Annotated in this window: 21 protein-coding genes and 2 pseudogenes; 4 read left to right on the forward strand and 19 right to left on the reverse strand. The window is 65.2% G+C overall.

What is annotated here, in order from left to right:
- From UB43_RS08450 to plsB, 9 genes and pseudogenes are all read right to left on the reverse strand, one after another.
- Entirely contained in the window at positions 1 to 678 is a 678-nt protein-coding gene (locus UB43_RS08450; RefSeq protein ID WP_045209977.1) for a DUF4197 domain-containing protein, read from the reverse strand.
- Between the two features lie 108 nt (positions 679 to 786).
- A complete protein-coding gene (locus tag UB43_RS08455) occupies positions 787 to 1188 on the reverse strand; it encodes a YbaY family lipoprotein (protein ID WP_045209979.1) in 402 nt (133 codons plus the stop codon).
- A gap of 81 nt (positions 1189 to 1269) precedes the next feature.
- Positions 1270 to 2268 (reverse strand): annotated as a pseudogene (locus UB43_RS08460) (YjbH domain-containing protein); the annotation flags it as partial.
- Between the two features lie 4 nt (positions 2269 to 2272).
- Entirely contained in the window at positions 2273 to 3046 is a 774-nt protein-coding gene (locus UB43_RS08465; RefSeq protein ID WP_052969521.1) for a capsule biosynthesis GfcC family protein, read from the reverse strand.
- Entirely contained in the window at positions 3043 to 3699 is a 657-nt protein-coding gene (locus UB43_RS08470; protein WP_045209980.1) for a YjbF family lipoprotein, read from the reverse strand. The genes UB43_RS08465 and UB43_RS08470 overlap by 4 nt, the downstream gene beginning before the upstream one ends.
- Before the next feature lie 10 nt (positions 3700 to 3709).
- A pseudogene (locus UB43_RS08475) lies at positions 3710 to 4003 on the reverse strand (capsular biosynthesis protein); the annotation flags it as partial.
- A gap of 374 nt (positions 4004 to 4377) precedes the next feature.
- Positions 4378 to 5430, reverse strand: a complete 1053-nt coding sequence (locus UB43_RS08480; protein WP_045209982.1) for a glycosyltransferase family 4 protein — start codon at positions 5428 to 5430, stop codon at positions 4378 to 4380.
- Between the two features lie 149 nt (positions 5431 to 5579).
- Positions 5580 to 6026 (reverse strand): low molecular weight protein-tyrosine-phosphatase, encoded by a 447-nt coding sequence (locus UB43_RS08485; RefSeq protein ID WP_045209983.1) that lies wholly within the window; start codon positions 6024 to 6026, stop codon positions 5580 to 5582.
- An 87-nt stretch (positions 6027 to 6113) separates the two neighbouring features.
- Positions 6114 to 8624 carry a glycerol-3-phosphate 1-O-acyltransferase PlsB gene (gene plsB, locus UB43_RS08490; RefSeq protein ID WP_045209984.1) on the reverse strand — a complete coding sequence of 837 codons (2511 nt, stop codon included), beginning with the start codon at positions 8622 to 8624 and terminating at the stop codon, positions 6114 to 6116.
- Between the two features lie 169 nt (positions 8625 to 8793).
- Here plsB and UB43_RS08495 point away from each other — a divergent pair, with 169 nt between their 5' ends.
- Together UB43_RS08495 and UB43_RS08500 are read left to right on the forward strand one after the other, a co-directional pair.
- Positions 8794 to 9264, forward strand: a complete 471-nt coding sequence (locus UB43_RS08495; protein WP_045209985.1) for a YMGG-like glycine zipper-containing protein — start codon at positions 8794 to 8796, stop codon at positions 9262 to 9264.
- Positions 9265 to 9820: 556 nt separating this feature from the next.
- Positions 9821 to 10030, forward strand: a complete 210-nt coding sequence (locus UB43_RS08500; protein WP_045209986.1) for a cold-shock protein — start codon at positions 9821 to 9823, stop codon at positions 10028 to 10030.
- A 66-nt stretch (positions 10031 to 10096) separates the two neighbouring features.
- On the opposite strand, the gene UB43_RS08505 is transcribed toward UB43_RS08500, so the two are convergent.
- The 5 genes from UB43_RS08505 to UB43_RS08525 form a co-directional block, all read right to left on the reverse strand.
- A complete protein-coding gene (locus UB43_RS08505) occupies positions 10097 to 10468 on the reverse strand; it encodes a hypothetical protein (RefSeq protein WP_045209987.1) in 372 nt (123 codons plus the stop codon).
- A 10-nt stretch (positions 10469 to 10478) separates the two neighbouring features.
- On the reverse strand, positions 10479 to 11288 hold the full coding sequence (locus tag UB43_RS08510; RefSeq protein ID WP_045209988.1) for a putative RNA methyltransferase: 810 nt from the start codon (positions 11286 to 11288) through the stop codon (positions 10479 to 10481).
- Positions 11282 to 11473 (reverse strand): hypothetical protein, encoded by a 192-nt coding sequence (locus UB43_RS08515; protein WP_045209989.1) that lies wholly within the window; start codon positions 11471 to 11473, stop codon positions 11282 to 11284. The genes UB43_RS08510 and UB43_RS08515 overlap by 7 nt, the downstream gene beginning before the upstream one ends.
- Positions 11470 to 12618 carry a succinyl-diaminopimelate desuccinylase gene (dapE, locus tag UB43_RS08520; protein ID WP_045209990.1) on the reverse strand — a complete coding sequence of 383 codons (1149 nt, stop codon included), beginning with the start codon at positions 12616 to 12618 and terminating at the stop codon, positions 11470 to 11472. Before dapE ends, UB43_RS08515 begins: the two co-directional genes overlap by 4 nt.
- 194 nt (positions 12619 to 12812) lie before the next feature.
- Entirely contained in the window at positions 12813 to 15410 is a 2598-nt protein-coding gene (locus tag UB43_RS08525; RefSeq protein ID WP_045209991.1) for a glycosyltransferase, read from the reverse strand.
- A 283-nt stretch (positions 15411 to 15693) separates the two neighbouring features.
- Here UB43_RS08525 and tcdA point away from each other — a divergent pair, with 283 nt between their 5' ends.
- Positions 15694 to 16500 carry a tRNA cyclic N6-threonylcarbamoyladenosine(37) synthase TcdA gene (gene tcdA, locus UB43_RS08530; RefSeq protein ID WP_045209992.1) on the forward strand — a complete coding sequence of 269 codons (807 nt, stop codon included), beginning with the start codon at positions 15694 to 15696 and terminating at the stop codon, positions 16498 to 16500.
- Between the two features lie 119 nt (positions 16501 to 16619).
- Here tcdA and UB43_RS08535 read toward each other — a convergent pair whose 3' ends face one another.
- The 5 genes from UB43_RS08535 to UB43_RS08555 form a co-directional block, all read right to left on the reverse strand.
- Positions 16620 to 17030 (reverse strand): SufE family protein, encoded by a 411-nt coding sequence (locus tag UB43_RS08535; RefSeq protein WP_045209993.1) that lies wholly within the window; start codon positions 17028 to 17030, stop codon positions 16620 to 16622.
- Positions 17027 to 18232 (reverse strand): aminotransferase class V-fold PLP-dependent enzyme, encoded by a 1206-nt coding sequence (locus UB43_RS08540; protein ID WP_045209995.1) that lies wholly within the window; start codon positions 18230 to 18232, stop codon positions 17027 to 17029. Before UB43_RS08540 ends, UB43_RS08535 begins: the two co-directional genes overlap by 4 nt.
- 94 nt (positions 18233 to 18326) lie before the next feature.
- Entirely contained in the window at positions 18327 to 19361 is a 1035-nt protein-coding gene (gene dapD / locus UB43_RS08545; RefSeq protein WP_045209996.1) for a 2,3,4,5-tetrahydropyridine-2,6-dicarboxylate N-succinyltransferase, read from the reverse strand.
- 42 nt (positions 19362 to 19403) lie between these two features.
- A complete protein-coding gene (locus tag UB43_RS08550) occupies positions 19404 to 20030 on the reverse strand; it encodes a LysE family translocator (protein ID WP_045209997.1) in 627 nt (208 codons plus the stop codon).
- Positions 20031 to 20041: 11 nt separating this feature from the next.
- Positions 20042 to 20392, reverse strand: a complete 351-nt coding sequence (locus tag UB43_RS08555) for an ArsC family reductase (RefSeq protein ID WP_082085805.1) — start codon at positions 20390 to 20392, stop codon at positions 20042 to 20044.
- Positions 20393 to 20563: 171 nt separating this feature from the next.
- Here UB43_RS08555 and UB43_RS08560 point away from each other — a divergent pair, with 171 nt between their 5' ends.
- Entirely contained in the window at positions 20564 to 22228 is a 1665-nt protein-coding gene (locus UB43_RS08560) for a Na+/H+ antiporter (RefSeq protein WP_045209999.1), read from the forward strand.
- The last annotated feature ends 32 nt before the right edge of the window (positions 22229 to 22260 follow it).

The raw sequence follows: 22260 nt of genomic DNA on the forward strand, positions 1-22260 counted from the left end.
TCAGAGCACCCCGAACACCTTCTTCGCCAGGCCTGTGGCCGCGGCAGTCGGGTTCTGGCGAATGGTTTGCTCCTGCTCGGCGATGAGCTTGAACAGGCCGTCCAGCGCTTCCTCGGTCACGTAGTTCTCGATGTTCGCGTTCTTCGCATCGACCACGCCGAAAGCAGCAGCCTGGCTGGCGAAGGCGTTGTACTGCTTGGCCACGCCGACCTGGTCGGTGGCCTGCTTGATGATTGGCAGGAACTTGGCGCGCAGTTGCTCGCGGCTGCTGCGGTTCAGGTAGTCGGTGGCGGAGTGCTCGCCGCCCTGGAGGATGCCCTTGGCGTCGGTCACGGTCATCTTCTTCACTGCATCCACCAGCAGCGCCTGGGCTTGCGGCATGGCGGCCTCGGCGGCCTTGTTCATGCTCGCTTCGAGCTGATCGACCTGGGCGCCCATGCCGAATTGCTTCATGGTTTTGGCAGCCTTGCCCAGCTTGCCGGGCAGCTCGATGCGCACGGCCGGGTCATTGCTGAACCCGCCGGGTTGGCTGAGCTGCTTCACGGCCACCTGCGCGCCCTGCGTCAGCGCATCCTTCAGGCCGCCAGTGGCGTCGCTCTGGCTGAGGTCGGAGAGGGACAGGGCGAAGGCATTGACGGACAGCAGGGCGCCGGCCAGCAGAACGGGGAATCGCAGCATCGGTACTTCCTTGGCGAAACCCGGCGGTTCGCGAACCGCCGAGGTGGAGAATGGAGGGGGGAGATTAACGGAGGATGGCCGCCGGGGAAAACCCGGCGGCGCGGTGAATCAGCGCACGGGGTCGACGCGGACGCGCAGCGGTTGCGGAGCGCTGCCATCGAGCTTGACGCTGTGGCGCTCGGTGGTGATGAACAGCAGGCGGCCGCTGTCCTCGATTCGCGCGCTGACAGCGTAGGTGTGGCCCGGCTTGACCTGGTGGCGGTCGTAATCCAGATGGAACGCCAGCGGCACCTGGCGGCCAGGCTCCAGTTGCTGCTGGGCCAGGTCGACGGCCGGGGCATCGGCCAGCGATACATCCTGCAGGCTGACAGTGACCAGGGCGGTCGGCGGCAGGGCGATGCGCTGCAGGTAGAAGACTTCGCCATCCAGCGACGCCTTGTCGCCGGAGGATGTGGCACTGCAGGCGGTGAGCAGGCCGGTCAGCAGTAGCAGGGGAAGGGTTTTCTTCATGGAGCTCTCCTTTGAACCAAGAGGCATCAGACCATTGTGGGTGACTTTGGTTTCCGCGCCATGATCTGGGATTGCGTCGAGTTATTTCACGATGCGTCCGAAGCGGTTCTGGAACATGACCTGATCGCGCCCATCGGTGAGGTCATACAGCGAGTAGTAGTGGCTGAGTCGTGCGCCACCGTCCCGGGTCAACGGGTCCCACGTCAGGTTGGCTAGGCGCATGGTGGAGCTGCTCATCAGCTCGTCGAAGGGGATCGAGACATAGATGCCCTTGTCGAAACTGCCTTCGCCGTAGGCTTCCTTATTGGCCGTGGTCAGCGTGACCCAGGCGCCGAAACGAACGCCGTTGCTGAACTGGCGGGACAGGTCGAGGGTACCGCCCCAGTCGCGCGCCAGGTAGCGGCCGGCGCTGGCGGTCGCCAGGATGTCCTGGAAACCGGTCTGCCAATAAAGGGTGACGAAGCCGGTCGCTACCTGGTAGTCGCGCAGGCCGAAGTGCTGGTCGAATTCGCGCTGGCGCACCAGGTCGAGATTGGCGCCGAGTGCCCAATCCTCATTCATCGGGCGGTACAACAGTTCGCCGCCTGCACCGGCGTACATGCTTTCCAGGTAGCCGCCGTAGACCATGCCGTAGAGATCCTGGTCCAGTCGCGCGGTCTTGTTCAGCTGGAAGGACTGCAGCATGACGTTGGAGGTTGTCATGTATTGTCGAATGTCGGTGCGCACGCGCGGCAGGTTGCTGGGAGCGTCGTAGGTGAAGTTGTCGAAGTTGTTGAACAGATTGACGCTGAGCAGGCCGTTCGCCCACAGGCTGGGCGTGAAGCGGTACTCGCTGTCGAGGTCGGCGGTGAACTGGTAGAGCAGGAAGTCATTCGGACCGCCGATGCTCTGGTTGTAGCCCAGGCCGACGTTGTAGCTGAACGGATCAGGCTTCTGCTGGTACAGCAACTTTTCCTGCTGCGGCAGTGGCGTGTTCTGCTCGGTGGTGCGGCGCAGGTCTTCCAGAGGCCGTTCCTGGTTGGCCACGTCCTCGAACATCCGGCGGGGTACGCTGGTTTCGACGATGGGCTGGCCGTAGCGCGTATCATGGCGACACCGTTGGTAAAGGTTGAGTGGCGATGAACCCGGCCAGTTCACGGCTCAGGTCTGGAGCAGTCGAGCCCACCGCCATGGCATCCAGGGGAATCAGCAGGATGGCACCCGGCGCTGGTGGCGCGGCATCCTGGCGATTCCACAGGGCAATGCCCAGGCGGGAGACCTGGCCGTCAGGCTGGATCAGATAGAGGTAGTCCGGATCGGCATCCGCCAGGGCCGGGCACTGCTGCGCATACTGATAGGCCTGCTGAAACGGGACAAAACGGAGCTCGCAGTCTTGCGCTACCAAACCAGTGACGCGAACGCTGTCAGGGCGCGGCGGAAAAATCAGCCTATCGCCGCCAAGCAGCTTGGGGGAGTGTGCCGCGTTCAGTTCAACGGCCAGCGGATCGAGGCGGTAGATGCGACGCCCGGTGATCGGCAGGGTGCTCACCTGCTCATTCAGTCGTTGAGCGGCAGCGGCGAGGGCCGGCTTGTCCTGAAGCAGCGCGAGGCGTCGGAGCTGGATCAGGTCGAATAAAACGCCTGCTTTCAGGCGCTGTTGTTCCTGCTTCAGGCTTTCGCGTTGCCAGGAGGCACCGAGCCAATACCCCAGGGGGTCAACCCGCAACTGCCCCATGAGTTCGCCCAGGCGCAAGCCTTCGACAATTTCCTTCTCTCCAGGAGAGGGTACTTCACCCAGTACTTCGATACGGGGGTTGGCGAATAGCGAGGAGCTGATGGCGAGTCCTGCCAGCAGCCAGAAAGTCCGCGAGAGCGTCATGGTTGACCTCGCAACGGTCGCAACTGGGTCAAGGTGACGCTCAGGCTCGGCGTTACCTGCTGGCGGCTTTGCAGGACGAAACCATCCACGGGGTCGATCCAATAATGATTGGTCGAGGACATGCCCTTGATTGGCGAGTCCAGCCGTTCGTCCACGCGCAACAGGCTGTAGTCCCGGTCCAGGATGCTGATCGTTTCCATGCCTGCCGGATGAAAACTGCCGCTGAGGGGAACGTCGAACTGATAGCCCGAATCGAGATCGATCCAACGCTGGCTGGGTTGTCCATCGACGATGTGCTGCAGTCCGACCAGGAAGGGGGAACTCACGGGCAGTCGCGTACCCAGAAGATCATCCGGGAAGCCCAGGGTGCGCACGACGATTCCGTCCTGAAGCAGCAACAGCTGGCTCGAGGACGCCCGCCAGTACTGCAGCTTTCCCTGGACACGCACCAGCGCCATCACGGCCGAGCCGTACTCGGTGGTGACCTGGATCTGGTAGTAGGGGAGGGCGTCGACCTGAGCTTGCGTCACTTCCAGGGGCGCTGGGCTACGAAGGCTGGCGCCCAGGGTATTCAAGGAGCCCCGCATCAGTGGGTTGCAGGCGCTCAGTGACACGGCCAGTGCGACCAGTGCAGGCAGGCGAAAAGCGATCATTGGGAACGAGTCAGTTGTCGTTGAGATTGCGCTGGACGGTCGAGCCGGTGCCGATAATGCCGGCCGAGGGAACAAGCTGGCTGATCAGACGGTTCCAGCGGGTCACACCGGCGGGACCGACGTAGACGACATCCTGAGGTTGCAGCTGGAACTGCTGGGCAAGGATGAACGCAGTCGGGGAGTTCGCGTCGAGCTGGTAGACCTTGGCGCGTTCGGTTTCCAGGTTCTCCACGCCACGAATGACGTAGACGGCCTTGCCATTGGCAGTGGTCTGGTTCAAACCGCCCACACTGCGGCAGATGTTGCCTGCGCAGATAACCAGTACGTTCTTGAACACGCTGACCACCGCTGCATTGAATGAGCGCTACCTATGGGCCGCGAAAATTAAGCTTCGCGTGGGGGCGATTCAATGCGTGCTCCCACCGGTATCAAGGGTTTGGGAATTCTCTGAGGAGGGTTAAAGGGAATCCCTTCAAATACCGGGTAGGAGCGGACAATTCTGGTGGCGCTATGTCACATCTGCTGGGGGACCGACTGCTCAGTTCCAGTTGTTGGTTTGCATGGTGACGAGGCGGCGAGATCGCGGGGAGGGGGGGCTTGCTCCAGCTCTAGATGGGCGGTCAGCAGGGAAACATCGCGAGCAGGGGCTTGGCCTACCCGCTTGGGTAGGCCCCGATGTCAGCTTGCGGCGAACTGGTTGGCGGAGTTTTGCGGGGTGAAACGGGAGTAGAGGTGTTCCAGCGAAGACTGCAACTGTTCGCCGGAGTGCAGGCGCTGAATGCTCTGGCTATTGTGCGTCAACTCCGCCAGAGCGGTCGGATCGCCGTTGGCGAAGGCGATGACCTGCCGTTGTGCCTCCGACAGGTCCTGGGCGGTGGACAGTCCTTCGGCGACGAAGGGGCCGATGCGCCGAAGCGCGATGGGCAGGTTGAGCTTCGCCGCCTCCAGCACCGAGATCGGGAAGCCGTCCCAGGCGGCGGTGTGGAAGTACAGGTCGAGCCCTTTCATGTGGGCGATGACCTCGCCGCGTGTACGCCAGCCGGTCACTTCGATGCCAGCCTGGACCATCTCCGCCATGACCTGGGCGTCTCCCCCACCGATCCACTTGAAGTGCGCAACGTCCGCGCAGCTTTCCGCCAGGGCGCGGAAGTACTCGTGGCCCTTCTGCCGGCTGATGCGCCCGACCATGCCGACCACGGGCTTGCTGGTGAGGCTGCGTACGGCGGGCACTTGCGGCAGGTCGTCGCAGACATTCACCAGGCTCAGGGTATGTGTCGGTTCGATCAGCTCCCCGGCGATGCGCTGTTCGTCCAGGCCACAGCCTGCAATCACCGCCGTCCGCTTCGCCAGCAGCGATTCGATGGCCCGGTAGGCCATGAGCATCATTGGATGGTCGCCGCGCAGAAAGGCGAAGCCGTGAGGGGTGTAGACGATCTTCTGCGTAGGGATGAATGGCAGGACGCGGATCAGGGCGCCGGCATAGGTGCTGTGCAGATGGATGACATCGGGCGCCACACGATCGATGTAGGGCTTCACCCGCGCCAGGCTGGAAAGGCGTCGCGGCACCAGCTCCATGTGCTTGAACAGGCCCTGATTCTCCTCGCCCGTGGTATCGCCCTTGCGGACGGAGGCCAGCAGGTAGTGCTCATGCTGTTGGGAGTTGAGGATGTAGGAGTTGATGGCCGAGGTGACGCCGCCGCCGAAGGACTCGGTGATGTGCAGGATCTTCATAAAGCGATGTAGGCCCCTGGAAAATTACGTGTCGTAACTGGGAGACCAAACAGCTGAATATGGTCTTGCTGGGCTAGAGCGTAGCCTTTTTCATCATGGCTTTGTAAGGTTTTCTGACGCTTTTGTCGGAAGCAAAATATTCCGCCAAATTACCGGCGATTGCGCAGGCGGTCGGCCCAGGGGACTACCGCGGAGTCGATCAGCGCGTAGGCGCGCTCGAAGGCTTCCGGGCCCTTGCGGTAAGGGTCCGGAATCTCCTGGTCGGTCAGCCATTTGCCCAGCAGGAAGGTCTTGCCGCGGGCCTCGGGGGCCAGGCGGATAACGCTCTGGATCTGCGCTTGTTCCATCACCAGGACGAGGTTGGCCTCGTGGACCAGTTCGGCGGTGAGCTGGCGGGCGCGATGCGGTTGGGGATGGTGGCCGTGGCGGCGAAGGATGGCGAGGGCGGTGCTGTCGATGGAGTGGCCGACCAGCGCGCTGAGCCCGGCGGAGGCCACGGCGATATCGCTGCCCTGCAGGGTTTCGCGCAGCAGGTGTTCGGCGATGGGGCTGCGGCAGATGTTGCCGACACAGACGATCAGAATCCTGTTGAACACGGGGAGCGTCCCTGACCGCAACCGATGGATCGTCAGAAATCTATCGGTCGCGGTGTCGGGGCGTCAAGCCACCGGCAGGGGCGTGGCTCAGCCCTGGCTGGCGGTCGGCGGTTCGGTGGGAGCACTTTCTTCCTGGGGCGGGCGCTCCAGGGCAACCTGGCGGATGGACAGCCGGATCTCCGCGGGTAGCACGCGCTTGGCGGCACCTTCGGCCAGTTCGCCGAGCAGCTCGTGGTAGCTCAGCTTGCCGTTCTCGTCCTTGCGCAGCACGCCCTCGTCCAACAGGGTCTGGATGAAGTGGCGGAACAGGCTCTTGTCGAAGAACTCCGGGGCATTGAGGCCGTGGAGGACCGACAGGCGCTGGGCCATCACGGTGCAGAGGTTTTCCAGTTCTTCGGCATTGAGCTGCTTCTGCCCGGCGTTGAGCACCAGCGAGATGGACATGTAGAAGCGCTGCAGGGTCTGCGCGATGGCACGGGCCAGCAGGGTCAGCAGCACATACTGGCGCGAGCTGGGCGCTGGACGGATGAAGGTGTCGTTTTCCTGTTTGAGCAGTTCGCTGGCGACCATGGCCTGCAGCCACTGGTCGACCACCGAGTCCAGCTCGTCCAGGCTCCAGCGGATGAACAGCTCGGCCTGCAGGTACGGATAGAGCGCGCGGGTGTAGCGCAGGAGCTGTTCGCGGCTGATCCGTCCGCTGTTCTGGAAGAAGCTGGCGATCAGCGCCGGCAGCGCGAAGATGTGCAGGACGTTGTTGCGGTAGTAGGTCATCAGTACCGCGTTCTGCTCGTCGAGATAACAGATGCGACCCAGGGCGTCCTTCTGCTCGCTGAGCAGGTTCATGCTCTTCACGTATTCGATCAACTGCTGGCCGTCGCCCTCGGGCAGTGTGGCGCTGGGCGAGTAGGGCACCTTGCGCAGCAGGTCGAGGTAGAGGTCGATCACCCGCGCCAGGGCGGTTTCGTCCAGTGCCAGGCGGGTGGTGGAGAGCAGCGCCAGGGCCACCAGGTTTACCGGGTTGATCGCGGCGGCGTCGTTGAGGTGGCGGGCGACGTCGCGGGCCAGGTGGTTGGTGGTTTCCGAGAGCCAGGCCGGGCGGTATTCCGGGCCCAGTTCCTGTTGGCGCCAATCTGGTTGCTGCTGGTCGAGGAAGTCGTCGAGGTGGATCGGCTCGCCGAAGTTCACCCACACCTGGCCGAAGCGCTGCTTGAGCGCGCCGATGACCTTGAAGATGTCGAAGATCGATTCCTTCTTCTTCGCCGCACCGCGCAACTCGCCCAGATAGGTACGACCTTCGAGCACGCGCTCGTAGCCGATGTACACGGGGACGAAGACGATGGGCCGGCGCGAGTCGCGCAGGAAGCTGCGCAGGGTGATCGCCAGCATCCCGGTGCGCGGGTGCAGCATGCGCCCGGTGCGGGAGCGCCCGCCCTCGACGAAGTACTCGGTGGAGAAGCCACGGCTGAACAGGGTGTGCAGGTATTCGTTGAACACCGCGGTGTACAGCTGGTTGCCCTTGAAGCTGCGGCGCATGAAGAAGGCGCCGCCACGGCGCAGGATCGAGCCCACCACCGGCATGTTGAGGTTGATGCCGGCGGCGATGTGCGGCGGGGTCAGGCCGTTGCGGAACAGCAGGTAGGACAGCAGCAGGTAGTCGATGTGGCTGCGGTGGCAGGGCACGTAGACGATCTCGTGGCCCTGGGCGACTTCCTGCACGCGCTCGATGTGGTTGACCTTCACGCCCTCGTAGAGCTTGTTCCAGAACCAGGTCAGGGTCACTTCGAGGAAGCGAATCACCGGGTAGGAAACGTCGGCGGCGATCTCGTTGGCATAGCGCAGGGCAGCGGCCTCGGCCTTCTCCGGGGAGATCTTCTGGGTCTCGCATTCTTCCTGGATCGCCTGGCGCACCAGCGGCGCGCGCAGCAAGCCCTTGACCAGGGTGCGGCGGTGGGAGAGGTCGGGGCCGATCACTGCGGTCTTCTGGTTGCGGAAGTGCACGCGCAGGATGCGCTGGACCATGCGCAGGGTGCGTTCGTGGCCCTTGTTCTGCTCCACCAGCTCGCGCAGATGGATGGGGGCGGAGAACTGCACGCGGGTCTTGCGGCCGAGGATGAGGATGCGCGCCAGCTTGCGCAGTCGGCCGGTGACGGCCCAGTTGTCGGCGAACAGCAGCTTCCAGGCGCTCTTTTCGCTGTCCGGGGATTGGCCCCAGAAGACGCTGACCGGGACGATCTGCGCGTCGTCGATGCCGTTCTGGCCGATGGCGCCGAGCATGCGCACCAGCGCTGGAGGCGCGCCGCGCTTGTCCTGGCGGCCAAGCCAGTCGGGCTCCGGGGTCAGGTAGAAGAAGGCCGCCGGCTCGATGGATTCACCCACTGCCACCGGCATCACCGGGCGCGGCAGGCCGGCCTTGCGGCATTCTGTATCCACCACGGCGAGGTCGGTCACCGAGGGTTGCTGCAGGACGTAGAGGACCGGTTTGCTGCGGTCGATCTTCAGGCTGAAGGCCGACTGGTTGATGGTTTCCGAGCGCACCCAGAGGTACAGCAGGCGGCGCAGGGCACCAAAACCGAAGCGGCGGAACGGGTAACGAGGCATACAGGCCCTATGGCTGGCGTAGGTAAAACGAGCGATTGCTCAGGCCGGCTAGTTTGCCGGATTAGGCCCCGGCCAGCAAAGTCACGAGCGCTTGGTCGGCGCGGGCGGACACCCCGTGGACTGCGGCTATCCTGCCATTTAGGGGATGACATTCTACGGAGGTTGCGCGATGCGTACGTTCACTTGGGGATGCTTGCTCGCCTTGTCGGTTGTGCTGCCCGTCGCGGCCCAGACCGTCGTCCCGCTCAAGGGCCAGAGCAGCCAGCAGATGCAGCAGGACATGACGGACTGCAACAGCGTCGCGGCCAATGCGGCGAGCAGTGCCACCACCAGCTCCGACCCGAAAGTCGGCGGACGGGTTCGCGGTGCGGCCAAGGGCGCGGCAGCGGGGGCGGTCGCCGCCGAAGTTCGCGGACAGCAGCATGAAGAGCTGTATGACCGCGCGAGCGACGATGCCAAGCAGCAGTACCGTCAGAACCGCGCGGGCGAGGTTGCGGCGGCGGGAGCTGCGGTGGGCGCTTCGCGCCAGCGCCAGGATCGTCGGCAGGATCGTCGCGCGCAGGGCGAAGCGCAGAGTTCGGCCAGTGCCAGTGCTTACAGCGGTTGCCTGCAGGGGCGGGGCTATCAGGTCAGCCCCTGAGCGTGCGAGTCCTTAGATGGTGCACGACTGAACGCACAAGCCGTGCGGTCAGTGGGTGTTTTATGGCCGTTATTCATCGGAGGCAATGGATTGGCGGACTGCCAATTCAGCAGATAAATGATTGGGCATATTGCCGCGGCCGAAACTGCAGGGCGCATTCCGACTGCCTCTGAAAGACATTTCCGGAAGCCGCCGAAAACGGATGAACGGGAACGAAACTACCCGCCGTAAATGCGCGAAAGTGCGAAAGGGTCCACGTTCGAAACACTTTCGTTACGCAGGGTAACGAGCACCAAAATGGCTCTGCAGGCCCCGAAAAATGGCACTTTGGCCTGATTGGTCATAGGTCCGTGGAGTTGATGAAAAAGTGCTTTTCAGCTGTAACTTTTGATTTATATACTCGGGAGCGCTGTCGCCCGTCGGCGTTATTCGAATTACCTTCCTACGTGCCATTCGGTGCGGGTTGGATGATAAGGAAAGCGTTCAGCCGGCGACTGCCGAAGTCCTCATTCCCGGGGGCCATCCAAAAATAATAGGCAAGTTGGAGAGTGTGGTAATGGCTGATCGTGAGGTCGGAACCGTCAAGTGGTTCAATGACGCCAAAGGTTATGGATTCATTCAACGCGATAGCGGTCCGGACGTGTTCGTTCACTACCGTGCCATTCGTGGCGATGGTCACCGCTCCCTGGTCGAAGGCCAGAAAGTGGAGTTCTCGGTGATCCAGGGTCAGAAAGGCCTCCAGGCAGAAGACGTCTCGAAGGTCTGAGCCCCCGAAATCAAAGGCCCGTCCAATGGACGGGCCTTTGATTTTCACACGCTGCCGGCGACGGTTTCAGCCGGTGCGCCAGGTAATCTCTTCGACGCCCGCGGCGGTCACTTTCAGCCAGCGGTCGGCGTCTTCCTCGCCCTGATCCTCACTCCAGCTGCCCGGTGCGCAGCGCACCTCCACGTCCAGAGCGGCGCAGGCATCGCGGGCGCAGGCGACATCGTCGTCCCACGGGGTCTTGTCGCTGTCCAGGAACAGGCTGTTCCACTTGCCCACGGCCTTGGGCAGCCAGGTGGCGGGAATGCTGCCAGCAGTGCACTTGAAGGTCTCGCCCTGGGCGCGCCATTCGGAGCAGGGGCCAAGGGCCTTTTCCAGCCAGGTGCCGACGGCGGCCTGGTCGGCATCCTTGATGTAGATCTCGATATCCGGTTGGCGCATGGCGTCCTCGTCAGGGTTCTTGGCGTTGCAGCCAATCGTAGCGTACCGCGACTGTCACCTCGAAGGGCTCGGCAAGGATGCGCTCGCGCCGCTCGGGGTTGACCCGCCAGCCGTGGGGCGTCATCGCCAGCAGGTGCTCGCGGGCTTCGCGGGTTTCCAGCGGCAGCTTGAAGCTCAGTTGTTCGGTGTGCGCCAGTTTCAACTCTTCGGGCAGGTCGGCGAGGTGCTTGTCTTCGACGTATTCGCGCACTTCGTCGTACAAGCGTTCGCGCAGTTCCAGCAGATGGTCGCGTGCCGGGCCCAGGCGCAGCACACCGCCGCCGGGAGTCAGCAGGCGTGCGGCTTCCTTCCAGTCGATCGGGCTGAACACGCTGGCCAGCAATTGGCAGGAGGCATCGGCCAGCGGCACGCGGGCCATGCTGGCAACCATCCAGGTCAGTTGCGGGGCGCGCTTGCAGGCGCGTTTGACGGCCTCGCGGGAGATATCCAGCGCATAGCCGTCGGCCTGCGGCAGGGATTCGCCCAGCTGTGCGGTGTAGTAACCCTCGCCGCAACCGATATCCAGCCAGCGCCCTGGAGCGCGCTCGGCGGCCAGTTCGGCCAGGCGCCCGGCCAGCGGTGCATAGTGGCCGGCGCCGAGGAAGTGCCGGCGCGCCTCGACCATGGCGGCGTTGTCGCCCGGATCGAGGCTCTTCTTGTGCTGCACCGGCAGCAGGTTCAGGTAACCCTGGCGGGCGCGGTCGAAGCGGTGGCCAGCGGAGCAGGCGACACCGTTGTCGACCTCGGTCAGCGCCTCGCGGCACAGCGGGCAGATCAGCATCCTTTCTTCCCTTGCGGCGGCACCAGCGGCTGCGGCAGGTCATTGCGCAACACGGTGGGCAGGGAACGGCGACGCTGGGCGATCTGGTACACGCGCAGGGAATAGCGACGCTCGGCGGCTGGCGCGGGCGGCGGGGTGTCGGGCTGTACGGCGCCCAGGCAGAAGCCTTTGTTCGGTCCACTCATGCCAGCAGTCGCACCAGGGTCTGGTAATAGATTTCGGTCAGTACATCGAGGTCGCTGGCCAGCACGCGTTCGTCCACCTGGTGGATGGTGGCGTTTACCGGGCCGAGCTCGACCACCTGGGTGCCCATGGTGGCGATGAAGCGGCCGTCGGAAGTGCCGCCGGAGGTCGACGGAGTGGTCTCGCGGCCGGTGACCGCACGGATCGCCGCCGCCACGCCGTCGAGCAGCTCACCCGGCTGGGTGAGGAACGGCAGGCCGGACAGCGCCCAGTCGATGTGCCATTCCAGGCCGTGCTTGTCGAGGATTGCCGCGACGCGCTGTTGCAGGCCTTCGACGGTGGATTCGGTGGAGAAGCGGAAGTTGAAGATCACCTTCAGCTCGCCGGGGATCACGTTGGTCGCGCCGGTGCCGCCATTGATGTTGGAAATCTGGAAGCTGGTCGGCGGGAAGTAGTCATTGCCGTTATCCCAGTGCTCGGCGGCCAGCTCGGCCAGTGCCGGGGCGGCGAGATGGATCGGGTTCTTCGCCAGGTGCGGGTAGGCCACGTGGCCCTGCTTGCCGCGCACGCTGAGGGTGGCGCCGAGGGAGCCGCGACGGCCGTTCTTGACGATGTCACCCACCAGGGTGGTGCTCGACGGCTCGCCGACGATGCACCAGTCCAGGCGCTCGTTGCGCGCCTTCAGGCGCTCGACCACGGCCTTGGTGCCGTGATGGGCCGGGCCTTCCTCGTCGCTGGTGATCAGGTAGGCGATGCTGCCGCGATGGTCCGGGTGGTCGGCGACGAAGCGCTCGGTGGCGATGATCATCGACGCCAGGCTGCCTTTCATGTCCGCCGCGCCACGGCCGCAGAGCATGCCGTCGGCGTCGATCAGGGCGTCGAACGGCTGGTGCTGCCAGGCCTGCTCGGGGCCGGTGGGCACGACGTCGGTGTGGCCGGCGAAGCACAGCACCGGGCCATTGGCGCCGTCGCGGCCCTGGCGCAGGGCCCAGAAGTTATCCACATCCTCGATGCGCATGGGCTCCAGGGCGAAGCCGCAGGCGTCCAGGCGCTGCATCATCAGCTGCTGGCAGTCGGCATCGACCGGCGTGACGGAGGGACGGCGAATCAGCTCGCAGGCGAGGGCCAGTGTCGGCGAGAGGGACATTTAAGGGCATCCTGGGGGTGGAACGGAAAAAGGCGCCCATCTTAAAGCAAAAACGCCGGCGTTTGGCCGGCGTTCTCGGGAGCGGATCAGCGGTACGGCTCATCTTGTAGGAGCGAGCCTGCTCGCGAACGCTTTTGCCTGCTGCCGAGGCGCCAGGCTTGTTCGCGAGCAAGCTCGCTCCTACGGGCCTTGCATCAGCTGGCCGGCGCAACGTCCGCTGCCGGCGCCTCCTGAGCCTTGGGTGCGGCAGACAGCAGCGCCATCACCAGAGCGGCGAGATAGGGCAGCGACTGCACCAGCAGCATGGCTACCCAGAACATCATGTCGCGGCTCGGCACGCCCTGCACCAGCACGATGCCCAGCGCCGCGCCCCACAGCAGCAGCATGATGAAGACCTCTTCACGCGCTTCGGCCAGTGCCACCAGCAGGCCGTGGTTGGAGGCCATCTTCGGGGTGCGGAAGAACGGGATGGTCTTGGTGAACGCCCCGTAGAGCACCGCCTTGGCGATGGTGTGTGACAGCGCAAGGCCCGCCACTGCCGCCTGGAACGAGCGCAGCAGGTCCACGCCCACCGCGCGGCGGTAGAGGAACATGATCTTGCCGAACTTGAAGAAGAACAGCGCCAGCGGCGGGATGGCGAAGATCAGCAGCGGCGGGTCGACCCGCTTGGGCACGATGATCATCGCCGAGGACCAGAGCAGCGCGCCGACGGTGAAGAAGATGTTCATGCCATCGGCGATCCACGGCAGCCAGCCGGCAATGAAGTGGTAGCGCTGGCCAAGGGTGAGCTTGCTGTCCTTGCCCTGGAACAGCGCGCGGGCGTGGCCCTTCATGATCTGGATGGCGCCGTAGGCCCAGCGGAAGCGCTGCTTCTTGTAGTCGATGAAGGTGTCGGGCATCACGCCCTTGCCGAAGCTCTGGTGCGAGTAGGCGGCCGAATAGCCCTTCTCGAACACCCGCAGGCCCAGCTCGGCGTCTTCGCAGATGGTCCAGTCGGCCCATTTCAGCTCGTCCATCACGGTGCGCCGGATCATGGTCATGGTGCCGTGCTGGATGATCGCGTCGCGGTCGTTGCGGGTGACCATGCCAATGTGGAAGAAACCCTTGTACTCGGCGTAGCAGAGCTTCTTGAAGACGTTTTCCTCGCCGTCGTGATAGTCCTGCGGGGACTGCACCACGGCGATCTTCGGATCGCTGAAATGCGGCACCATCTGCTTGAGCCAGTTCGGCTCGACGCAGTAGTCGGCGTCGATCACCGCCACGACTTCGACGTCCGGCGCGGTGTGCGGCAGGATGTAGTTCAGCGCGCCGCCCTTGAAACCGGCCAGCGGCGCGACGTGGAAGAAACGGAAGCGCGGGCCGAGGACTTCGCAGTAGTCGCGCACCGGTTCCCAGACCGCCGGGTCCTTGGTGTTGTTGTCGATGATCAGGACTTCGAAGTCCGGATAGTCGAGCCTGGACAGCGCATCCAGGGTCTTCTTCATCATTTCCGGGGGTTCGTTGTAGCAGGGCACGTGCACCGAGACCTTGGGCCGGTAGCCAGTATCGGCGAGCACCGGGTCGAACGGCCGGCGGCGCTTGCGCACCCAGACGGTTTCGGCCAGTTCGTGGGCTTCGGTGAGCAGGACGATGAACACGCCCAGTGCGCCGATGCCCAGCAGGCCGCCGACGGTCATGCTGAACCAGGTGCTGTACTGCTGGCTGTAGTCGTAGGCGATCCACACCAGCACCGAGCCGCCGGCGAAGGCGACCACGGTGAGGAAGGTGCGACCGCGCTGGCGCAGGGCGCTGCCGTCGATCATCAGCAGCGTCAGCGCGAGCAGCGCCATCACCACCGAGGCGACCGCCAGGGCGCGCCACTGCGGGATGTTCACCACCGGCCCGTCGAAATTGAACTTCGGCTGGCGCTGGGCGTTGTAGACGCCCCAGTAGGCGCCCACCGAGCCTTCGTCACCAACTTTCCACGGCTGGTCGAAGGCCTCGACGACAAAATAGTTGTAGCCCTTCTTGTTCAGCGCATTGGTCAGAGTGCGCAAGTAGATGGCCTGGTCTGCCTGGGTGGCGTCGGCGCCGCCACGCATGCGGCCGTTGCTCGGCCAGCCGACTTCGGCGAGCAGCAGCGGCTTGCGCGGGAACTTGGCGCGCAGCTCCTTGGCGCGTTCGAGGACGAACGGTATGGCATCGTTCATCGCCGTGTATTCCCAGTAGGGCAGCACGTGGGCGGCGATCAGGTCGACATGCTTGGCCATCTCCGGGTACTTCTCGTAGATGTGCCACTGCTCGGCGGTGGTCACCGGCACTTTCACCGCCTTGCGCACGCGGTCCAGGTAGGCCGTCAGTTGCTCGACCGTGACCTCGCGGCGGAACAGCGCCTCGTTGCCCACTATCACCCGCACGACGCTGCGCGAGTTGTTGGCGATCTCGATGCCACGCTCGATCTCGGCTTCGTTCTCCGCCTCGTCCGGGCCGATCCAGATGCCGAGGCTGACGCGCATGCCCAGCTCTTCGGCCAGGCGCGGGATGTCGGCCAGCGACCCCTTCACCGAGTAGGTGCGGATGTTGTCGGTGCTCTTGGAAACCAGCTCCAGGTCCGAGCGGATCTCGTCGTCGCTGGGGAACTGGTTCTTCTGCGGATTCTGGTTCAGGCGGAAGGGCGAGAAGGAGAATCCGGAAATGCTTTCCGGCCAGTCGGGAACGCTGACGGGGCGGTTATAGAGAGCCCAGAAGCCGGTGAAGAGTGCCGCGAGGGCAACGAACACCACCAGGTTGAGGCCGAACTTGCGTGAAGACATGGTGCGATCGGGTTCCAAAGGGTGGAACGGGGAGGGGCCGGGACAATCTCCGTACGGGATAGCCTGGTCGGGGCGCATCCTACCCCGCACTCCGGGGGCTGTACAGGTTGCCGGCGCCGTCCGCCGCGTGGGCGTTCGTGGGCATTTTCCGACAGTTTAGAATGTGTGGCAGGCGCGTGACTGAGACTGCGGCAATCCGGCTTTGTTGCAGGCGGGCCCAGGCCGATTGCTTAGGCGCTAGGTCGTTATAGAATGCCGGCCGTTTCGAGATGAGGTGTGGGCGATGCAACTGGATGAACAGCGTTTCGGCGGAATCGCGCGGCTATATGGCCGTGAGGGCCTGGAGCGGCTGGCGGCCAGCCATGTGGCGGTGGTCGGGATCGGCGGCGTAGGCTCCTGGGCGGCCGAGGCCCTGGCGCGCAGCGGCGTGGGCGAGATTTCGCTGTTCGACCTGGACGACGTCTGCGTCACCAACACCAACCGCCAGGTACACGCCATCCAGGGCGCCGTGGGCAAGCCCAAAGTCGAGGTCATGGCCGAGCGCCTGAAGGCGATCAACCCCGGCATCGTCGTACACGCCGTAGCCGATTTCGTCACGCGCGAAACCATGGCGGACTACATCACCCCCGAGCTGGACTGCGTGATCGACTGCATCGACAGCGTCGCCGCCAAGGCCGCGCTGATTGCCTGGTGCAAGCGCCGCAAGCTGCAGATCATCACCACCGGTGGCGCGGGCGGGCAGGTGGACCCGACGCAGATCCAGGTCGCCGACCTGAACAAGACCTTCAACGACCCGCTGGCCGCCAAGGTGCGCTCGACGCTGCGCCGCGACTACAACTTCTCGCGCACGCCGGGCCGGCATTACAGCGTGCAGTGCGTGTTTTCCACCGAACAGCTGCGCTATCCCAAGCCGGACGGCACCGTGTGCCAGTCCAAGAGCTTCGTCGGCGAGGGCGTCAAACTGGACTGCGCCGGCGGTTTCGGCGCGGTAATGATGGTCACCGCTACTTTCGGCATGGTCGCGGCGGCTCGGGCTGTGGACAAGATCGTTGCCGGGGCGCGGCGGCCGTCGGAGCGCACTGCGGGTTGAAGGCTTTCGTAGGAGCGGACTCTGTCCGCGATAGGCCGGCATCGCGCCAGTGCTCCTCCCTGCGCCAATGCTCAATTGCAGGAGCGGGCCTTGCCCGCGATCGCGCGCATGGCGCGCTCCTACACGCTGCCGATTAGTTCCTGCATCCGCTTCAAGACTGCATTCAACCCATTGCTGCGCGACGGCGACAGTTGCCGGCCGAGGCCGAGTTGGCCGAACCAGTCCGGTAGGTCGATGGCGGCTAATTCATTGGCAGGTAAACCTTCCACCCGCACCAGCAGCAACGCCAGCAACCCGCGCAGCAAGCGCGCATCGCTGTAGGCGCGGAAATGCCAGCGGCCATCCCGCGAGTCAGCTACCAGCCAGACGTTGCTCTCGCAGCCCTGCACACGCTGCTCGTCGCTCAGCTCGGCTTCGCTCAGTGGCTCCAGGCGTTCGCCCCACTGCATCAGCAGGCGGGCGCGTTGCTCCCAGCCCAGCAGAGCGGTGAAGGCCTGCAGCGCTTCGGCGGCAGGGGCGGGAAGGCTCATCTGAGTAGCTCCAGGGCACTGTCCAGGGCGTGGAAGAAGCGCTCCAGGTCGGCGCCGTCGTTGTACAGGCCAAGGGAAACGCGCAGGGCGCCGGCCACATCCAGGGTCTTCATCAGCGGCATGGCGCAGTGGTGCCCGGCGCGCACGGCGATGCCTTGCTCGGTGAGCAGGTGGCCGAGGTCGGAGACGTGCACGCCCTCGACCACGAAGCTGGCCAGCGCGACTCCCGGCTCGCCGAGCACGCGCACGCCATCACGGGCGCGCAGGCCGGCCAGCAGGCGGGCGTGGAGGAAGTCCTCGTGAGCGCTGACTTCGGCGCTGTCCTGCGCGGCCAGCCACTCCAGCGTGGCGCCCAGCGCGATCACCGGGCCGATGGGCGGGGTGCCGGCCTCGAAGCCCATGGGGGCGCTGTGGAACTGTGCGTCGAAGTAGTCCGCGACGCGCACCATCTCGCCACCGAATTGCCAGTGCGCCAGTCGCTCGAGCGACTCCGGGCGGCCCCAGAGCAGGCCGAGACCCTCCGGGCCGTAAAGCTTGTGGCTGGAACAGACATAGAAATCACAGCCGAGTGCCGACAGGTTGTGCCGGCCGTGGACTACGCCCTGGGCGCCGTCCACCACGGTCAACGCGCCGTGCTGCCGAGCCATCTGCAACAGTTCCGGCAGCGGTTGCCAGGTGCCAAGCACGTTGGACAGCTGGCTGACGGCAAGCAGGCGGGTGCGCGGGCCGATCAGGCCGGCGGCGCGGGTCAGATTGATGCGGCCGTCACTGTCCAGCGGCAGCACCACCAGTTTCAAACCACGCCGCTTTGCCAGTTGCTGCCAGGGCAGCAGGTTGGCGTGGTGTTCCAGCGCGCTGACGACGATCTCGTCGCCTGCCTGGAACTGGCCTTCCAGCCCGTAGGCCAGCAGGTTCAGCGCTTCGGTGGCGCCACGGGTGAAGATGATCTGCGCCGGGCTGCCGCCATTGAGCCAATTGGCCGCCAGCGTGCGGGTCGCCTCGAAGGCGCGGGTGGCGCGCTCACCCGGCAGGTGCTGGGCGCGGTGCACGTTGGCGGCGCCGCTGGCGTAGTAGCCGGCGAGGGCGTCGATCATGGCGCGCGGTTTCTGCGCGGTGGCGGCGCTGTCGAGGTAGGTCTGGCCTTCGGCCTCGAAGGCGGCGAGGGCCGGGAAGTCGGAGCGCCAGGGCGAGGGAATGGGCATGGGCGTGCGGCCGGTTGCGGGAAAAGTAAAACGGGGGCCGCAGCCCCCGCTTATCCAAGCTTAGTGCGTACCCCGCGCGAGCGGGGCGCCCAGCTTAGTTGTGCGCGTGCAGCGCTTCGTTCAGCTCGATGGCAGTCTTGTTGGTCTTGCACTCGACCGCACCGGTCTGGGAGTTGCGGCGGAACAGCAGGTCGGCCTGGCCGGCCAGGTCGCGGCCCTTGACCACTTTCACCAGGGCGTTCTGGTCGTCCAGCACGGCGATCTTGGTGCCGGCGGTGACGTACAGGCCGGCTTCGACGATGTTGCGGTCGCCCAGCGGGATGCCGATGCCGGCGTTGGCGCCGATCAGGCAGCCTTCGCCGACGCTGATGACGATGTTGCCGCCGCCGGACAGGGTGCCCATGGTCGAGCAGCCGCCGCCCAGGTCAGAACCCTTGCCGACGAACACGCCTGCGGATACGCGGCCTTCGATCATGCCCGGGCCCTGGGTGCCGGCGTTGAAGTTGACGAAGCCTTCGTGCATCACGGTGGTGCCTTCACCGATGTAGGCGCCCAGGCGAACGCGGGCGGTGTCGGCGATGCGTACGCCGGCCGGGACCACGTAGTCGGTCATCTTCGGGAATTTGTCGACGGAGAAGACTTCCAGCAGCTTGCCCTTCAGGCGCGCTTCCAGTTGCAGCTCGGCCAGTTCGGCCAGGTCGACGGCGCCCTGGTTGGTCCAGGCCACGTTCGGCAGCAGCGGGAAGATGCCGGTCAGGTTCAGGCCATGCGGCTTGACCAGACGATGGGACAGCAGGTGCAGCTTCAGGTACGCCTCGGGGGTGGAGCTGGGGGCGGCGTCTTCGGCCAGCAGGGTGGCGACCAGCGGCTTCTGGCTTTCGGCCAGGCGGTTGAGCAGGGCGGCCTGGGCGGCGTCCACGGTCTCGACGGCGTCGGCCAGCTGGTAGGCCTGGTGGGCGGTGAAGGCAATCGCCTGGTTGCCGCCTTCATAGTTCAGCAGCGGGCTGATGGCTGCGACCAGTTCGGCGCTGGGGTTGAGCAGCGGCTGCGCGTAGAAGACTTCCAGCCAGTTGCCCTGGCGGTTCTGGGTGCCGACACCGAAAGCGATGCTGAACAGGGATTTCGACATGTGGGGGATTCCTTGAAAGAGATGCTCGAATAACGAATTCGGTCAGGCCGGACGGCGACTGAGCAGCAGGCCCAGCCCGGCGCTGCCCAGCAGCGCGGCACAACCACGGTTGAACAGGCGCCGGGCGCGTGCGCCGGCGAGCAGCTTGCCGAGGCGGACCCCGGCGAGCCCGTAAAGGGCGATGGCCAGCCATTCCAGCAACAGGAAGGCTGCGCCGAGTTGGGCGAACTGGGTGCCCACGGCCTGACGCGGATCGACGAACTGCGGCAGGAAGGCGGTGAAGATGAGGATGGCCTTGGGGTTGCCGGCGGCCACCCAGAACTCCTGGCGTACCAGGCGCCACAGGCTGCTGGCGACAACCGGCGTGCCGTCCACCGACAGGTTCGCTGTCGGCGCGCGCCAAAGCTGCACGGCAAGCCACAGCAGGTAGCCGGCGCCCACCAGCTTGATCGCCAGGAACAGCCAGGCCGAGGCCTGCAGCACCAGCGCCAGGCCGGAGGCGGCCAGGGCCAGCATGCCGGCGAAAGCGACCAGCCGGCCGCCGCCCGCGACGGTGGCGCGCAGCAGGCCGAAGCGTGCGGCGTTGTTCAGCGACAGCAGGTTGTTCGGTCCCGGCGCCAGGTTCAGGGCGAAGCAGGCGGGGAGGAACAGGGCCCAGGCGATGCTCATCGTGGTAGTGCTCAGGCCAGCGCGGCGGCGTAGGCGTCGGGCTTGAAGCCGACCAGGGTGCGATCACCCAGATCCAGCACCGGACGCTTGATCATCGACGGCTGCGCGACCATCAGTTCGATGGCCTTGTCCTGGTCGAGATCGGCCTTCTGTGCGTCGTCGAGCTTGCGGAAGGTGGTGCCGGCGCGGTTCAGGACGGTTTCCCAGCCATGCTCGGCGCACCACTGGCGCAGGTGTTCGCGGTCGATGCCGCTACTCTTGTAGTCGTGGAAGGCGTAGTCGACGCCATGCTCTTCCAGCCACACGCGGGCTTTCTTCATGGTGTCGCAGGCCTTGATGCCATACAGCGTCCGCTCACTCACGGGGCGCTACTCCTTTTCGATGCTTTTTTCAGGCGCGGGATTATGCCATTTCCGCAGCGCTTGCGGGACGCCGCCGGGAGGTCGGTCGTTTGCAACAGTTTTTTGCCCATTGCGGGGCTGATCCTCCGCGCAACGGGTGCTTCAATGGAGGGCTGTGCTGGGAGTTCGTCGATGCAAACCGTTTACACCGTACTCATCCTGCTGCTCGTGGTGGGGGGAACCCGGCTCGCGGCGCAGCTGATCCCGCTGCCGCTGCCGCTGATCCAGATCGCCGCCGGCGCGATGCTGGCCTGGCCGAGCCTGGGGCTGCATGTTGGCCTGGACCCTGAACTGTTCATGTTCCTGTTCATCCCGCCGCTGCTGTTCGCCGATGGCTGGCGCATGCCCAAGGGCGAGTTCTGGAAGATGCGCTGGCCGATCCTCACCCTGGCCTTCGCCCTGGTGCTGTTCACCGTGGTCGGCGGCGGCGTGTTCATCCATCTGCTGATCCCCGAGATTCCCTGGGCGGCGGCCTTTGCGCTGGCAGCAGTACTGTCGCCCACCGATGCGCTGGCGGTCTCGGCCATCGCCCAGAACCGCCTGCCCAAGCGCCTGATGCATGTGCTGCAGGGCGAGGCGCTGATGAACGATGCTTCCGGCCTGGTGGCGTTCAAATTCGCCATTGCCGCAGCCCTGACCGGCACCTTCTCGCTGATGGACGCCAGCCTGAACTTCCTGCTGGTGGCAGTCGGCGGCCTCGCCAGCGGCGTGTTCCTCAGCTGGCTGCTAGGGCGCATCCGCGCCTGGATGATCCGCCGCGGCTGGGATGACCCGGCGACCCATGTGGTGCTGATGCTGTTGTTGCCCTTCGCCTGCTACATGATCGCCGAGGAGCTGGGGGTTTCCGGCATCCTCGCGGCGGTGGCGGCGGGCATGATGCAGAGCTGGGTCGACCTGCTGCCCCGGCAGACCAATACCCGCCTGCTCAACCGCAGCGTCTGGTCGATGCTGGAGTTCACCTTCAACGGCGTGGTGTTCCTGCTGCTGGGCCTGCAACTGCCGGACATCCTCAAGTCCGTCGCGCATCATGCCGACGACGTGATGTGGCGCTCCTCCTTGCTGGCCTTCTACGTGCTCGCGGTCTTCGCTGTGCTGCTCGCGCTGCGCTTCGGCTGGGTCTGGTGCTACTGGAAGATTTCCGTGCGCTTCGAGCAGTGGTGGGGCATTGAACTGGGCGGCAAGCCGGGCGAGCCGGTGCTGCGGCTGTCGGCAATCTCGGCGTTGAGTGGAGTTCGCGGGGCGGTGACCCTGGCGGGTGTGCTGTCGGTTCCTTTGCTGCTGCTGGACGGTTCGGCCTTTCCGCAGCGTGACCTGATCATCTTCATCGCCGCCGGGGTGATCCTGGTGTCGCTGATCGCCGCCACCATTGGCCTGCCGATCCTGCTGCGTGGCTTGCCGGCGGCCAGCAACGACCAGCGCGAGCGGGAGGTGCAGGCGGTCTGGCGCAAGACGGCAGCGGCGGCCATTCACCTGCTGGAGAGCGAGGAGTTGCCCGCCAGTGAGGGGGGCGGCGATGCCGACGAGACGGCGCGGCTGGCGGAGATGAAGGCCAAGCTGATGGCCGAGTACCGCCACGAACTGGACCCGGCGCCGGACAGCAAGGAAGCCCGCGAGCGTGCCCGAGCCCTGGAGCTGGCTGACCAGGCGCTACGCATCAAGGCACTGCGCGCGCAGCGGTTGGAGCTCTACCGGATGCGCCGGGAGCACGAGATCGACGACGAGACCATGCGCGAGGTGCTGGGCGAGCTGGATAACCAGGAGGCCTGGGTGACCAGCAAGGCGGGGCGCTGGGTGTAGCAAAGGCTCGGCCTGTAGGAGCGGGCCATGCC

Origin of the sequence: Pseudomonas sp. 21 (assembly GCF_000955805.1) — a bacterium.
Lineage (GTDB): Bacteria > Pseudomonadota > Gammaproteobacteria > Pseudomonadales > Pseudomonadaceae > Pseudomonas.

Coding starts and splice junctions, on each gene's coding strand:
- plsB (WP_045209984.1), bottom strand. CDS start 8,624: ATGCCTCGTTACCCGTTCCGCCGCTTCGGTTTTGGTGCCCTGCGCCGC.
- UB43_RS08525 (WP_045209991.1), bottom strand. CDS start 15,410: ATGTCTTCACGCAAGTTCGGCCTCAACCTGGTGGTGTTCGTTGCCCTC.
- UB43_RS08495 (WP_045209985.1), top strand. CDS start 8,794: ATGCGTACGTTCACTTGGGGATGCTTGCTCGCCTTGTCGGTTGTGCTG.
- dapE (WP_045209990.1), bottom strand. CDS start 12,618: ATGTCCCTCTCGCCGACACTGGCCCTCGCCTGCGAGCTGATTCGCCGT.
- UB43_RS08540 (WP_045209995.1), bottom strand. CDS start 18,232: ATGCCCATTCCCTCGCCCTGGCGCTCCGACTTCCCGGCCCTCGCCGCC.
- UB43_RS08535 (WP_045209993.1), bottom strand. CDS start 17,030: ATGAGCCTTCCCGCCCCTGCCGCCGAAGCGCTGCAGGCCTTCACCGCT.
- UB43_RS08510 (WP_045209988.1), bottom strand. CDS start 11,288: ATGCTGATCTGCCCGCTGTGCCGCGAGGCGCTGACCGAGGTCGACAAC.
- UB43_RS08480 (WP_045209982.1), bottom strand. CDS start 5,430: ATGAAGATCCTGCACATCACCGAGTCCTTCGGCGGCGGCGTCACCTCG.
- UB43_RS08505 (WP_045209987.1), bottom strand. CDS start 10,468: ATGCGCCAACCGGATATCGAGATCTACATCAAGGATGCCGACCAGGCC.
- UB43_RS08470 (WP_045209980.1), bottom strand. CDS start 3,699: ATGATCGCTTTTCGCCTGCCTGCACTGGTCGCACTGGCCGTGTCACTG.
- UB43_RS08515 (WP_045209989.1), bottom strand. CDS start 11,473: ATGAGTGGACCGAACAAAGGCTTCTGCCTGGGCGCCGTACAGCCCGAC.
- tcdA (WP_045209992.1), top strand. CDS start 15,694: ATGCAACTGGATGAACAGCGTTTCGGCGGAATCGCGCGGCTATATGGC.
- UB43_RS08500 (WP_045209986.1), top strand. CDS start 9,821: ATGGCTGATCGTGAGGTCGGAACCGTCAAGTGGTTCAATGACGCCAAA.
- UB43_RS08465 (WP_052969521.1), bottom strand. CDS start 3,046: ATGACGCTCTCGCGGACTTTCTGGCTGCTGGCAGGACTCGCCATCAGC.
- UB43_RS08455 (WP_045209979.1), bottom strand. CDS start 1,188: ATGAAGAAAACCCTTCCCCTGCTACTGCTGACCGGCCTGCTCACCGCC.
- UB43_RS08450 (WP_045209977.1), bottom strand. CDS start 678: ATGCTGCGATTCCCCGTTCTGCTGGCCGGCGCCCTGCTGTCCGTCAAT.
- dapD (WP_045209996.1), bottom strand. CDS start 19,361: ATGTCGAAATCCCTGTTCAGCATCGCTTTCGGTGTCGGCACCCAGAAC.
- UB43_RS08550 (WP_045209997.1), bottom strand. CDS start 20,030: ATGAGCATCGCCTGGGCCCTGTTCCTCCCCGCCTGCTTCGCCCTGAAC.
- UB43_RS08560 (WP_045209999.1), top strand. CDS start 20,564: ATGCAAACCGTTTACACCGTACTCATCCTGCTGCTCGTGGTGGGGGGA.